Genomic DNA, 13858 nt, shown 5'->3' with positions numbered 1-13858 from the left:
GGCATCGATGGAAAACGACCAACCGGAATCGACTCGCCCGACGGATGCCGATGCGCCGATCTCGGTGCTGTCGAGCCCGCAGGAGCAGATGTTTCCGCTGCTGCTGGAGCGCGAAATAGAAAGGGCGCGCGCGTTCGGCACGGTGATGCAGTGGCGGGCCGGCGAGCTGATGTTCTCGATGGGACACCCTGCACCGGGCCTCGTCGTCATGCTCGAAGGGCATGTGCGCGTGATCCGGCGCGACGCGCTGGGCCGCGTCCATCGCACCTTCGAGTATCGTGCGCGTCAGTTCATGGGAGAGATCGCCCAGCTGTTCGACCATCCATGCCTTGGCGACGGCGTCGTCGTCGAAGACACGACCGCCATCGTGATTCAGTCGGAGGATCTGCGCCGGCTGCTGGTCATGGAGGCCGAACTGGGCGAGAAGATCATGCGCGCGCTGATTCTGCGGCGCGTCGGCTTGATCGAGCGCGGCAGCGGCCCCGTGTTGATCGGCGAACCGACCGACGCCCGCCTGATTGCGCTGCAGGATCTGCTCAGACGAAACTCGTATCCGTATTCGCTGATCGACGCGCGCGAAGATCCCGAAACCGTGTCGCTGCTTCAACGCATCTCGGCAACCGAGGCCGATTTCCCGGTCGTCGTCTGTCCGGACGGCACGGTGCTGCGCGCACCGGATGAGGGTGAGCTTGCGACGCGTCTAGGCTGGCTGCCCGATTTCGACCCCGGGCATGTCTACGACGTGCTCATCGTCGGTGCCGGGCCCGCCGGGCTCGCGACAGCCGTGTACGCGGCTTCCGAGGGTTTGTCGGTGGCGATGTTCGATAGCTGGGGCCCCGGAGGTCAGGCCGGCACGAGTGCCCGGATCGAGAACTATCTGGGCTTTCCGGCCGGCATTTCCGGCGAAGCGTTGACCGGCCGGGCCTTCATGCAGGCACAGAAGTTCGGCGTCCATATTTCGATTCCGACGCGCGTCACTTCGCTTTGTTGCGATGGCGTCCCGCTCGCGGTGGAACTCGACGGCGGCAAGCGCATTGCTTCGCATACCATCGTGATTGCCTGTGGCGCCGTCTACGCGAAACCGGACATAGAAGGCCTCGAGCGCTTGACGGGGCGGGGCGTGTTCTTCGGATCGTCGCCGGTCGAAGCGAAACTGTGTCAGGGGCTGGAAGTCGTGGTCGTGGGCGGCGGTAATTCCTCCGGACAAGGTGTGGTGTATCTGGCGTCTCATGCCCGGCATGTGCACCTCATCGTGCGCGATCACAGTCTTGCGGAGCATATGTCGCAGTACCTGATCGACCGGATCGCCCGGCTACCCAACGTGACGCTCCATACCGACACGCAAGTGACCTCCCTCGCCGAGGACGATGGTGGGCTCGCCGGTGTCAGGTGCGAAGGCGCGCAAGGTGAACTTTCATTCAGCGTACGGCATCTCTTTCTCTTCACCGGCGCACAGCCGAACACCCAATGGCTCGACGCGTGCAGCATCAGGACCGACGCCAAAGGCTTCGTGCTGACGGGAGCCGAGGCGCATGGCGCGCGCGACGAAGGCGGCCACACCCTAGAAACGAGCGTAAGCGGCGTGTTTGCGATCGGCGACGTGCGCTCGGGGTCGACCAAGCGCGTGTCGGCCGCGGTCGGCGAGGGCGCGGGCGTGGTGCCGCAAATCCACGGCGTTTTGCCCGAGCGGCAAGCGCGCGCGCAGGAGGCGATCCGGCGGGTCGTGTGACCATGCTGGTATATTGGCTGGTGTCAGCCAGATATCAGGTGAAGCGTGGTGGCCAATCATCCGGATGCCGCGGGCGAAGCCTTTCTGTTCGGCGCTTTCGAGCTCATACCCGCGCAGCGGACGCTGTTCAATGGCGGCAGTGCGGTGCGGGTGGGAAACCGCGCGCTGGAGATTCTCGTTGCGCTCGTGGAGCGTGGCGGCGAACTGGTCACGAAGCAGGAATTGATGGCGCAGGCCTGGCCGAACACCGTGGTCGAGGAAAGCAACCTCAAGGTGCAAATCGCCGCGTTGCGAAAGGCGCTAGGCGAAGGCCCGCACGATCAGCGTTATCTAACGACGGTGGTGGGCCGCGGCTATCGCTTCGTCGCGCCGGTGAAACGGGTATGGCCCGCGCCGGATGAGCCGCCTGACGGCGCAGAGCCTCGCCTCGGCAACCCTGTCCCGCAGGCGCTGGTGCGCACCCTCGGGCGCGCGTCCGACATTCAGGCGCTGCTTAAGCCCTTGCTCGACGCGCGGCTCGTGACCGTTGCGGGTCCGGGCGGAATCGGCAAGACGACGGTGGCGCTGGCGCTCGCGCGGCAAATGGCCGAAGCGGGCGAGCACGAGGTCTGGTTCGTCGACCTCTCCACGATTGCCGACGCGCATCTCGTGCCCAATGTCGTCGCGGCGGCGTTGGGACTGGCCGTGCATTCGAACGACGTCGCCTCGGCGCTGGCGAGCTATTTCGCGCTGCGCGAGCGCCCACAGCTCGTCGTGCTCGACAGTTGCGAGCACGTCATCGAAGCCGCCTGCGCCATCGTCGAGCGTCTCGTTTGCGCCTCGCCGCGGGTGCTGGTGCTCGCCACCAGCCGCGAGCCACTGGCGGCGGCCGGCGAGCACGTGTACCGCCTCGAGCCGCTAGCCAGCCCGCCTGCCACCGAGGGGCTGACCGCAGACGTTGCGCTGCGCTATCCGGCGGTGCAACTGTTCATGGAGCGTGCGAGCGCGAGGCGCGGCGACTTCGAACTCCACGATGACGACGCCCCCGTGGTCGGCGAAATTTGCCGGCGGCTCGACGGCATCGCGCTCGCGATCGAACTCGCGGCCACGCGTCTCGATGCATTCGGCGTGCGCGAATTGCTGGGCCTGCTCGACGACCGCTTTTTCGCGCTCGGGCAGGGGCGGCGCACGGCCCCCGAGCGGCACCGGACGCTGGCCGCGATGCTGGACTGGAGTCATCAATTGCTGCCCGCGGTCGAGCGCGTCGTCTTGCGGCGCGTGGGGATATTCGCGGGCAGCTTCATGCTGCGCTCGGCCGAAGCGGTGGCGGCCGGAGACGGCATTTCCGGCCGCGACGCGATCGACGCGATGGCGAGCCTCGTGGCGAAGTCGATGGTTACCGCGGACGTACGCGGCGAAACCGTGCACTACCGGCTGCTCGACTCGACGCGCGACTATGCGCGCGGCAAGCTTGCCGACGCGGGCGAACTGGACACCGTCGCGCGCCGTCACGCCGGACATTTTCTCGACATGTACGCACGCGCAGAGGATCAATGGAGCACGCAGCCGGAACGCGGCTGGGTGGAGGAGCATTTGCGCGCGATCGACGACGTGCGCGCGGCGCTCGACTGGGCGTTTGCGGCACGTGCGGAGGCCGGGCTTGGCGCGGCGCTCACGGTAGCGGCCATCCCGGCGTGGCTGCGCCTGTCGTCGCTCGAGGAATGCCGCAAGCGCGTGCAGCAGGCGTTGTCGGGCATCGACGGCGGCTCGCCCGCATTCGAGCGCTATCGCATGAAGCTTCATACGGCGCTGGCTGCAGCGGCCATGTACACGTGCGGCGTGATTCCCGAGGTCGACGCCGCGTGGAGAACGGCATTGACGATTGCGCGAGCGCTCGATGACAAGGAATATCAGTTGCGCGCATTGTTTGCCGGCTGTTGCGCGCTGGTGTATGCCGGCAAGAACCGCGCAGCCGACGCACTGCTCGAAAATTTCCGCTTCGTGGCGCAGGCATCGGGCAACGCCGTCGCGCTTTCGGATGGCGACAGGCTCACCGCGTTCACCTGGCATCACATGGGCAAGCAGGCGGAAACGCGCGAACATCTCGAGCGCGTGCTGAGCCGCCACCTCGCGCCGCTTCAGCGGCCGCAACTCTCGCCAATCCACGTCGACTGGCGCAACGGCTCCAGAACCATCCTGTCCAACGTGTTGTGGCTTCAGGGCCTGGCCGATCAGGCGCTGCGGCTGGAACACGAAGCAAGAAGCGACGCGCAGGCCAGCGGCCATCCGTTGACGCTCGGCTATGTGCTCGCGCTTGCATCGGTGCCGATCGCCCTGCAGGTGGGGGATCTGGTCGCGGCGCGAGCCCATCTCAAGCGTTTGCAGGACCACCTCGCAAAGCATGGGCTCGTCATATTCGAAGCGATGGCATGTTGCCTGCACGGCGCCGTGCTGATCGAGTACGGCGAGCCGTCCGGTCTGCCGATACTGCGTGCCGGGCTGGAGCAGTACAGGCGCGAGCATATCGGTCTGCGCTATGCGATGTACGCGGGAATCTACGCGCGCGGGCTGCGGGCGTTGGGGCGCAACGTGGAAGCGCGCGCGGTCGTCGAGGAAGCATTGGATTGGGCGAACGCGCACGACGAGTTGTGGTGCATGCCGGAGCTGTTGCGCATCAAGGGAGAAATACTCGAAGAGACCGACGCGCTCGATATGCTGGGCCTGTCTGAGAGCCTGTATCAGCAGGCAATCGAGCTTTCCTGTCAGCAAGGCGCACTGTCCTGGGCGCTGCGCGCGGCAACCAGCCTCGCTCGACTGGGCCACAGGCTTGGCAAGACGCATCACGCCCAAACCGTGCTGGTTTCCGTCTATGAGCAATTCACCGAGGGGTTCGAGACGGCGGACCTCAAGGCGGCGCAAGCGAAGCTGGACGGTCCGCGCAGAAGCCACGTGTAGCGTGTCAGCGTGCCGGGCGTGGCGCGTCATGCCACGTTGGCAAGTTCACGCGCTCCCAGGCGCACCGTCGCCCCGTGCTTGCCGCGCCAGCGATGCGGCGTATCGTCGACGTGGCGTCGAAACACGGTGGTGAAGTGCGCCTGCGTACGGAATCCCACGCTAAAAGCAATATCGGCGACCGTCGACTTCGTGGTGGCGAGCAGCGTTTGGGCGTGTTCGATGCGTCTGCGAAGGATGAACGTATGCGGCGAGGTGCCCGTTGCGGCGCGAAAGCGCGCCGCAAAGTGCATGGGCGACAGACCGACCGCCGCACCCAGTTCGGCCGACGTCATGCTCTGGTCGATACGCTGGTCGATGAAATCGATTGCCATCTTCACGCGCCACGCTTCGAGCGGCGAGACAGAGGGCGCACGAGCGGGTTTGATGGTGGCGCGCAGGACCATGATTTCGAGCAGGCGCGCGAGAATGGACAACATGATGCCGTCCGCGTAAAACGTGCTCGTGGAAGATTTGCCGTGAATCGCGCGCAACAGCGTGCCGGTCAGCTTGAAGACCACCGGATCGCGAAGATGCTGCGGCTCGGACAAAAGGGAATCGATATCCGGCACCTCGTCGTTGTCGAGCCACTCGGTGAGCCAGTATGGCGGGACATGAAGATGCAGGAAGTCGCTCGGCGTCGCGAAACGCGCATCGATCTGGGACCCGGCGGGGATCACGAGCACCGCGCCTCGATCGACGACGCCGTCATGAAATGACTCGCCGTCTATCGCCAGCGTCAGGAGCGACTGGTTCAGACAAAGCGCGACGAGAATGCACTGGCTGTCGATGCGCGTGCCCCATGCCTTGGGCGTCGCGCTCGTCCAGCGCAGCACTTCGGGAAGATCGAGGCCGCGATCCGGTTCACACGATATGGTTTCCGATGACCTCGCATACTGGCCGATGAGAAGTGGCGCGTTCATGGATCTCTCCTCCGTGTCCGTGCGGGAACCTGTCTGCAAGATATCGCGTGGCGGTCGGCGCGGGTAGTCTACGGGGGTATGGGCCGGCACCGAGGAACCCCCGCAGTATTAAACGAAGGTATAGGAAAGCACCGAATTAAAAAAAGCGTGCGTTCAGAAAATACGCGGGGACGGGTATCGGGAACAATGACTTGTGTCGTGCCTTCGTGCGGCCACGAGCAGATCCTCGGGGGAGTCCATGGATAACCTGACCCGTCGCCAGTTCCTCAAGCTCACTGCAACTACGTTGGCGAGTTCGAGTCTCGCACTCACCGGGTTTTCGCCCGCCACCGCGCTGGCGGAGGTGCGCCAATACAAGCTCATGCGCACCACGGAGGTGAGAAACACCTGCACGTACTGTTCGGTAGGCTGCGGGATCCTGATGTACGCGCTCGGCGACAACGCCAAAAACGCCAAAGGCAGCATCATCCATATCGAAGGCGACCCCGACCACCCTGTCAATCGCGGCACGCTATGTCCGAAGGGTGCGAGTCTCCTCGACATCGTGCACAGCGAAGCGCGGCTCAAACTGCCCGAATACCGCGCGGCGGGATCGGACAAGTGGGTGCCCATCTCCTGGAACGACGCGTTCGATCGTATCGCCGCGCTGATGAAAGCCGACCGCGACGCGAATTTCATTCATCGAACGGATGAGGGAAAAGTCGTCAACCGTTGGACCACCACAGGATTTCTTGCCGCTTCGGCCGCGAGCAACGAGGCCGGCTATCTGACCCACAAGGTCGTGCGCAGCCTGGGGATGCTCGCATTCGACAACCAGGCGCGTGTCTGACACGGCCCGACGGTGGCAGGTCTTGCCCCGACGTTCGGCCGCGGTTCGATGACGAATCACTGGGTGGATATCCGCAATGCCGATGTCATTCTGGTCATGGGCGGCAATGCGGCCGAGGCGCATCCGTGTGGATTCAAATGGGTGGTCGAAGCGAAGGCGCATCGCGGCGCACAGCTCGTGGTGGTCGATCCACGCTTTACGCGCACCGCTTCGGTGGCGGACTACTATGCGCCGATCCGCACCGGAACCGATATCGCTTTTCTGGGCGGCGTCATCAACTACCTGCTGACGAACGACAAGATCCAGCACGAATATGTGACGCACTACACCGATCTCAGCTTCATCGTGAGGGAGGACTTTGCGTTCGCTAACGGGCTCTATTCGGGCTACGACGCCGGCAAGCGATCGTATGACAAGAGCACCTGGGAATACGAGCTCGACGAAGCCGGCTTCGTGAAGACCGACGCCACGCTCGCGCATCCGCGCTGTGTCTATCAGTTGATGAAAGGGCACTTCTCCCGTTACACGCCGCAGATGGTGGAAAGAATCTGCGGCACACCGCAGGAGAAGTTCGTGCACGTTTGCGAAATCCTCGCCAGCACGGCGGTGCCCAATCGGGCCGGGACGCTGCTGTATGCGCTCGGCTGGACGCATCACTCGATCGGCTCGCAGATCATCCGCACGGGCGCCATGGTCCAGCTGCTGCTGGGCAACATCGGCATCTCGGGCGGCGGCGTGAACGCCTTGCGCGGCCACTCCAATATCCAGGGGTTGACCGACCTGGGACTGTTGAGCGAGATGCTGCCCGGTTACATGGTGTTGCCGTGGGAAGACGAACAGGACTATGAAACGTATATCGAGCGCCATGCGCTGAAGCCGCTGCGTCCCAATCAATTGAGCTATTACCAGAATTACCGGGCCTTTTTCGTCAGCATGATGAAGTCCTGGTGGGGCGACGCCGCGACGAAGGAAAACAACTGGGCTTACGACTATCTGCCGAAACCGGATAAGACCTATGACCTGATTCAAAACGTCGAGTCGATGAGCCAGGGAAAGATGACGGGCTACGTCTGCCAGGGCTTCAACATGATTGCTTCGGCGCCGAACAAGGCCAAGGTCTTCGAGGGGCTGTGCAAGCTCAAGTGGCTCGTCGTCATGGACCCGCTCGCCACGGAAACGTCGGAATACTGGAAGGACTTTGGCGACTATCACAAGGCCGATCCGGCGCAGATCCAGACCGAGGTGTTCCGGCTGCCGACCACCTGTTTTGCGGAAGAAGACGGTTCGGTGGTCAGTTCCTCGCGCGTGCTTCAGTGGCACTGGAAGGGCGCCGAGCCGCCCGGCGACGCGCTCGGCGATGCCGAGATCATGTCGAACATCTTCGTGCGCATGCGCGAGCGGTATCGCAACGAAGGCGGAGCGTACGCCGACCCGATACTGAAGCTCAGCTGGCCCTATGCGGACCCGCAAAGCCCCACGCCCGAGGAACTGGCCAAAGAGTACAACGGGGCGGCGCTGTCGGACCTTGGCGATCCGCACAACGCCGGCGCGATGGTCGTGAAGGCCGGCCAGCAACTCTCGGGCTTTCGCAGCTTCGCGACGATGGCAGTACCGCAAGCGGATGCTGGATCTTTTGCGGCGCGTGGACGGAGGCGGGAAACATGATGGCCCGCCGCGACAATAGCGATCCCACCGGTATCGGGCAGTCGCTCGGCTGGGCATGGGCGTGGCCCGAGAATCGAAGAATCCTCTATAACCGGGCTTCCTGCGACCTGAATGGACAACCGTTCGATCCGAGCCGGACGATCCTCAAATGGAATGGGCGCCAATGGAGCGGCGCGGATATCGCCGACTACAAGGAAGACGAAGCGCCCTCGCTTGGCATGGGGCCGTTCATCATGAACCCGGAGGGCGTGGCGCGCTTTTTCGCACGGCGGCAGATGAACGAAGGACCGTTCCCCGAGCACTACGAGCCCTTCGAAACGCCCGTTGGTTTCAATCCGCTGCATCCGGACCATCCCGACGTCACGAACAATCCGGTTGCGCGCGTATTCGCGCGTGACAGAAGGGATTTCGGCACGGCCGCCGAGTATCCGTATACGGCCACGACGTACCGGTTGACCGAGCATTTCCACTTCTGGACCAAGCATGCGCGCCTGAACGCCATCATCCAGCCGGCGCAATTCGTCGAGATCGGCGATGAACTCGCCGATGAACTGCGGATTGTTTCGGGCGATAGCGTGAAGGTGTCGTCGAAGCGCGGTTACATCGTTGCGGTCGCCCTCGTGACGAAGCGCATCCGGCCGCTCATGGTGGATGGCAAAAAAGTTCACACGGTAGGCGTGCCGCTGCATTGGGGCTATAAGGGGCTCGCCAAACCCGGCTATCTCGCCAATACGCTGACGCCATCGGTCGGCGACGCCAATACGCAGACGCCCGAATTCAAGTCTTTCCTCGTCAAGGTCGAAAAGGTATGAGGTGCAAACGTGTCCCTGCAATCACTGGATATCAGGCGGCTGTCCGCCACGACAGTGCCACCGCCCGGCGACCGGGTTCCTGTTACCGGCACGGTGGCCAAGCTGATCGACGTTTCGAAATGCATCGGGTGCAAGGCATGTCAGACCGCCTGCATGGAGTGGAACGACCTGAGAGACGAGATTGGCGAGAACGTCGGAGTCTACGACAACCCGCGTGATCTTTCGGAGCACTCCTGGACCGTCATGCGCTTCACGGAATATGTGAATCCCAAGGGCGATCTGGAGTGGCTCATCCGCAAGGATGGCTGCATGCACTGCGAGGATCCCGGGTGTCTCAAGGCCTGCCCGTCGCCGGGCGCCATCGTGCAGTACACGAACGGCATCGTCGACTTTCATGAAGAGAATTGCATTGGCTGTGGCTACTGCATAGCCGGATGTCCGTTCAATATTCCGAGGCTCTCGAAGACCGACCACCGCATGTACAAGTGCACGCTCTGCTCGGATCGAGTTGCGGTGGGGCAGGAGCCTGCCTGCTCGAAGACCTGCCCGACCGGGGCGATCATGTTCGGCACCAAGGAAGACATGAAGGCGCAGGCCGCCGATCGAATCGTGGACTTGAAGCGGCGCGGTTTCGAAAACGCAGGACTCTATGATCCGGCCGCGGTCGGCGGTACGCACGTCATGTATGTCCTCCATCACGCGGATCAGCCTTCTCTCTATCACGGTCTGCCCGACCGGCCCCGCATCGATCCGCTCGTCATGGTATGGAAGAGTGTTGCCAAGCCACTGGCGCTGGCGGTGCTGTTTCTCACGCTGCTGACGACCTTTTTTCACTACATCCGGATCGGGCCGAACCGGGTGCACGAGTCCGACGAGGAAGCGGCGCGTGCTGATATAGAGGCCAGCCAGGAGGCAAAAGATGAACAGCACTAATCGTAGGCCCGATCTCCTGATCGAGCGTTATAACGCCAACGAACGCACCATCCACTGGATCACGGCGCTGAGTTTCGTCCTGCTCGCGTTGTCGGGGCTTGCGCTGTTTCATCCGGCCATGTTCTGGCTTTCGGCGCTGTTCGGCGGCGGCCAGTGGATGAGAATCCTGCATCCGTTCATCGGCCTCGTGATGTTTTCGGCGTTCTCTTGCCTTGCGATGCGCTACTGGCGCCACAACCTCATCGAACTCAGCGACATTCAATGGCTTCTGCGCATTTTGCAGATTCTCCAGAACCGCGACGAAGGACTGCCCGAGGTGGCCCGCTACAACGGCGGCCAGAAGATGCTGTTCTGGACGCTGTTGCCCTCCATGATCGCGCTGCTGGTGTCGGGCATCGTCATCTGGCGGCGCTATTTCTCGGTGTACTTCGCCATTGACGTCCTGCGCTTCGCCGCACTGGTTCATTCGCTCGTTGCGTTCGTCCTGATCCTGGCGATCATGGTGCATATCTACGCCGGAATCTGGATCGACGGCACGCTCGGTGCGATGCTTCACGGCTATGTCACGCCGGGGTGGGCGAGAAAGCACCACCCGCGGTGGTTCCGGTCGGTGATCAAGTCACAGCATCTGAAGTGATCGAACGTTCAGCCGCCATCAACGCTGCAACGCCACGACAAGAAAATGAAAGGGCATGGCGAGCAGGACGGTAAAAACGAAGCCGAGCAGCCAGAGTATGGCGAACCACGTCATACGCTTGCCGAGGGTGGTCTGCTCTTCGTGCGGGGTATCCGACATGGTTCTCTCCTCCGTCAATGATACTGGCTGCCTTGCTGGACCTTGCCGCGAAATACCCAGTAGCCCGCCGTCGTATACACGACAATGATCGGGATGATGATCACGGCGCCGACGAGCGCAAATACCTGGCTCGACCGCGGTGAAGCGGCCTGCCACAACGTCACGGAACGGGGAATCGCATACGGCCAGATGCTGATCAGCAGGCCAAGGTAGCCGAGAAGAATCAGGGCATTGCAAAGCAGGAACGGTGCGAAATCGGAGCGTCTCTTGACTGCTCGGTACATGGCGACCGCCGTCACCGCAACGAGAATCGGGACCGGGTAAAGGCTATAGCGGAATGAGGAACTGAACCATCGCGCGGCGACTTCGGCGTCCGTGAGCGGCGTCCAGATGCTCACGGCGACGATGAACGCCAGCAACGCGAGCGTCATGGGCCAAACGATGCCAAACAGGCTGTCCTGCAGATCGCCCTCGGTCTTCATGACGAGGTAGGTGGCGCCCTGCAGCGCATAGGTGACCATGAGGCCCATGCCGGTGAGGAAGCTGAAGGGGGACACCCAGAAGAACGGGTCCCCCGAGAAAACGCCGTCTTTCACGGGAATGCCCTGCAGGTAGGAACCGAGGATCACACCCTGGAAGAATGCGGCGCCGGCGGACCCGCAGATGAAGGCGAGACTCCAGAGGTTTTTCGTCCGGTTGGCCTTGCCGCGCAGCTCGAATGAGACGCCGCGAAAAATCAGGCACACGAGCATGAAGATGATCGGCAAATAAAGCCCCGAGAGCGTGACGGCATAGACCATGGGGAAGGCGGCGAACAACGCCGCGCCGCCCAAGACGAGCCACGTCTCATTGCCGTCCCATACGGGGGCGATGCTGTGCATCAGCATGCCGCGGATCGTGTCGGAGGGGAAGAACGGGAAAATCATCCCGATGCCCAGATCGAACCCGTCGAGGACGATATACATGAAAAGACCAATGGCGATAATGGTTGCCCAGACTACGGTGACATCCATGGCAGGCTCCTGAAGGATTGCGCATCTGGCGTGGCATTACGGCTATTCGGTGGCCGCGGCAAGCGGACGGCGGCCGCCCACGCCGGGGTGCTCCGCGACTTTGGCGGGCGCCGCGGGTTCGCTTTCCAGAGGCGGACCGGCGTAGATGAGCTTGAGGATGTAATAGACACCCGTGCCGAAGACGAGCACATACACCATGAAGAACACCAGCAGGGAAACGCCCGCGCTTTGGGAGGTCAAAGGCGAGACGGCATCTCTGGTTCGCAATACGCCGAATACGACCCAGGGCTGGCGGCCCGCTTCGGTGGTGATCCAGCCGGCAATCAGGGAGACGATACCCATTGGGCCCATGATGACGGTGAGCCACTGGTAGGCGCGAAACTCGAAGAGTCTTTCGCCGCGTCGAAGGAGCGCGCCTACGAGCGCCGTCAGGATCATCAGTACGCCAAGCCCCGCCATGATCCGGAACGTCCAGAAAATCAGGCTCGAATTCGGGCGGTCTTCTTTGGGAAATTCCTTGAGCCCGCGAATTTCGCCGTCCCAGCTATGCGTGAGGATCAGGCTGCCGAGATGGGGAATCCGGATCGCGTAGCGCGTCACTTCCGCGTTCATGTCGGGAAAGCCGATCAGATTGAGCGCCGTGCCGCCTTTTTCCGTTTCCCATAGTCCTTCGATCGCGGCGATCTTGACGGGCTGATAGCGACGGGTGTTCAAGCCATGCTGGTCGCCGACAAAGGCCTGTATCGGGGCGAGCAAGAGGAGCAGCCAGAGCGCCATCGAATACATGGTCTTGACTTCGGGGTCGCGCCGCCCGTGCAGAAGATGCCACCCCCCTGTCCCGGCAACGACCAGCGCAGCGACGATAAACGCCGCGATCGTCATGTGCGCGAGGCGATAAGGAAACGACGGATTGAAAATGACGGCGAGCCAGTCCACGGGAACGACATGACCGTCTTCGATCCTGAATCCCTGTGGGGTTTGCATCCAGCTGTTGGACGCCAGAATCCAGAACGTGGAGATGAGCGTGCCGATGGCGACGAGCAGCGTGGCCGCAAAGTGAGCCTTCGCGCCCACCTTTTCCCAACCGAACAGCATGATGCCCAGAAATCCGGCTTCGAGAAAGAACGCGGTCATCACCTCGTAGGTGAGAAGCGGACCGGTAATCGGGCCGGCAAAGCGCGAGAAACCCGCCCAGTTCGTGCCGAACTGATAGGCCATGACGACACCCGAAACGACACCCATGCCGAAGCCGACGGCGAATATCTTCGCCCAATACATCGACAATGCCTTGTAATGCGGCTTTCCTGTTTTCAGATAGCACGCCTCGAGGACCGCAAGGAAACTCGCGAGGCCGATACTGAGCGCGGGAAAAATGATATGGACGGATACGGTGAAGGCAAACTGAAGCCGTGACAGATCGAGCGCATTGGCATCCATCGTGAGCCCCTTCTAGCAGGATGAGCGGACCGCATCCGGTCCGACATCAGCACACTAGCGCGCCACGACAGCGTTGGGAACACTACCGCGGTATGCGACATGCGGCACGCAATGCCACTGACCTATACCGTCGTATAGGGATGAAGCGCAACTGACGTGAAAACGAGGGATGGCACAAGGCGATGGCACGAAGCGATCGAAGTGACAAGCGGGATTTCAGGCCTTGCCGACCGCCTGTCGAACCTTCTCGAGTATGACGCTCGAGTCGACCGGCTTCTCGAGATAGGCCAGCGCGCCGTTGGCGAGCGCGACGGATTCGTCCTGCGCGGTTGGATAAGCGGTAATGAAGATGGTTGGCGGTGCATTGCCTTGCGAGCGCAACAGCGCATGCATTTCCAGGCCCGACATGCCCGGCATGGTGACGTCCGAGATGAGGCACCGTGTTTTGCGCACGGCGCCTGAACGGAGGAACGCGTCGGCTGAGTCGAAAGTCAAGACTTCCCATCCCATGGCTCGAATGAGACTCTCGATTGATTCCCGAACCGACTCGTCGTCCTCGACTATCGAGACAAGAGCGACTTGAGTCACGCGATCCCTCGGACGGACTGCCCAGGCGGAGTGCGGCAGTCCAGCAGGTTGTTAGACTTTCGCATTGCAGAATAGTCCGGCATAAGGGGCGCGGTAACCATACGAAGGTATAAAAGTGCACGAGGCATTGGCCATTGCTTTCAGTCAGCCGACTCGAAGGTGA

Annotated in this window: 9 protein-coding genes and 1 pseudogene; 5 read left to right on the top strand and 5 right to left on the bottom strand. The window is 62.4% G+C overall.

The window, feature by feature from the left end; genetic code table 11:
• Window positions 1-7: 7 nt before the first annotated feature.
• Window positions 8-1729, top strand: a complete 1722-nt coding sequence (locus tag AB4Y40_RS07205) for an FAD-dependent oxidoreductase (protein ID WP_368687053.1) — start codon at window positions 8-10, stop codon at window positions 1727-1729.
• A 48-nt stretch (window positions 1730-1777) separates the two neighbouring features.
• Window positions 1778-4663 (top strand): winged helix-turn-helix domain-containing protein, encoded by a 2886-nt coding sequence (locus AB4Y40_RS07200; RefSeq protein WP_368687052.1) that lies wholly within the window; start codon window positions 1778-1780, stop codon window positions 4661-4663.
• Between the two features lie 26 nt (window positions 4664-4689).
• On the opposite strand, the gene AB4Y40_RS07195 is transcribed toward AB4Y40_RS07200, so the two are convergent.
• Window positions 4690-5622, bottom strand: a complete 933-nt coding sequence (locus AB4Y40_RS07195; protein ID WP_368687051.1) for a helix-turn-helix domain-containing protein — start codon at window positions 5620-5622, stop codon at window positions 4690-4692.
• 238 nt (window positions 5623-5860) lie between these two features.
• Between AB4Y40_RS07195 and fdnG the strand changes: the two are divergent.
• From fdnG to AB4Y40_RS07180, 3 genes and pseudogenes are all read left to right on the top strand, one after another.
• Window positions 5861-8928 (top strand): annotated as a pseudogene (gene fdnG, locus AB4Y40_RS07190) (formate dehydrogenase-N subunit alpha).
• A 9-nt stretch (window positions 8929-8937) separates the two neighbouring features.
• Entirely contained in the window at window positions 8938-9861 is a 924-nt protein-coding gene (gene fdxH / locus AB4Y40_RS07185; RefSeq protein ID WP_368687050.1) for a formate dehydrogenase subunit beta, read from the top strand.
• On the top strand, window positions 9848-10498 hold the full coding sequence (locus AB4Y40_RS07180) for a formate dehydrogenase subunit gamma (protein ID WP_368687049.1): 651 nt from the start codon (window positions 9848-9850) through the stop codon (window positions 10496-10498). Before fdxH ends, AB4Y40_RS07180 begins: the two co-directional genes overlap by 14 nt.
• 18 nt (window positions 10499-10516) lie before the next feature.
• On the opposite strand, the gene AB4Y40_RS07175 is transcribed toward AB4Y40_RS07180, so the two are convergent.
• From AB4Y40_RS07175 to AB4Y40_RS07160, 4 genes are all read right to left on the bottom strand, one after another.
• On the bottom strand, window positions 10517-10657 hold the full coding sequence (locus tag AB4Y40_RS07175; protein ID WP_368687048.1) for a hypothetical protein: 141 nt from the start codon (window positions 10655-10657) through the stop codon (window positions 10517-10519).
• Window positions 10658-10671: 14 nt separating this feature from the next.
• On the bottom strand, window positions 10672-11670 hold the full coding sequence (gene cydB / locus AB4Y40_RS07170; RefSeq protein WP_368687047.1) for a cytochrome d ubiquinol oxidase subunit II: 999 nt from the start codon (window positions 11668-11670) through the stop codon (window positions 10672-10674).
• Between the two features lie 42 nt (window positions 11671-11712).
• A complete protein-coding gene (locus tag AB4Y40_RS07165; RefSeq protein ID WP_368687046.1) occupies window positions 11713-13107 on the bottom strand; it encodes a cytochrome ubiquinol oxidase subunit I in 1395 nt (464 codons plus the stop codon).
• Between the two features lie 216 nt (window positions 13108-13323).
• On the bottom strand, window positions 13324-13695 hold the full coding sequence (locus AB4Y40_RS07160; protein ID WP_368687045.1) for a response regulator transcription factor: 372 nt from the start codon (window positions 13693-13695) through the stop codon (window positions 13324-13326).
• Window positions 13696-13858: the final 163 nt, after the last annotated feature.

Origin of the sequence: Paraburkholderia sp. EG287B, assembly GCF_040965595.1 — a bacterium.
Lineage (GTDB): Bacteria > Pseudomonadota > Gammaproteobacteria > Burkholderiales > Burkholderiaceae > Paraburkholderia.
Note: the sequence above shows the minus strand (reverse complement) of the source record. Positions and strands in the feature narration are given on the sequence as shown.

Coding starts and splice junctions, on each gene's coding strand:
- AB4Y40_RS07205 (WP_368687053.1), top strand. CDS start 8: ATGGAAAACGACCAACCGGAATCGACTCGCCCGACGGATGCCGATGCG.
- AB4Y40_RS07195 (WP_368687051.1), bottom strand. CDS start 5,622: ATGAACGCGCCACTTCTCATCGGCCAGTATGCGAGGTCATCGGAAACC.
- AB4Y40_RS07180 (WP_368687049.1), top strand. CDS start 9,848: ATGAACAGCACTAATCGTAGGCCCGATCTCCTGATCGAGCGTTATAAC.
- AB4Y40_RS07175 (WP_368687048.1), bottom strand. CDS start 10,657: ATGTCGGATACCCCGCACGAAGAGCAGACCACCCTCGGCAAGCGTATG.
- cydB (WP_368687047.1), bottom strand. CDS start 11,670: ATGGATGTCACCGTAGTCTGGGCAACCATTATCGCCATTGGTCTTTTC.
- AB4Y40_RS07165 (WP_368687046.1), bottom strand. CDS start 13,107: ATGGATGCCAATGCGCTCGATCTGTCACGGCTTCAGTTTGCCTTCACC.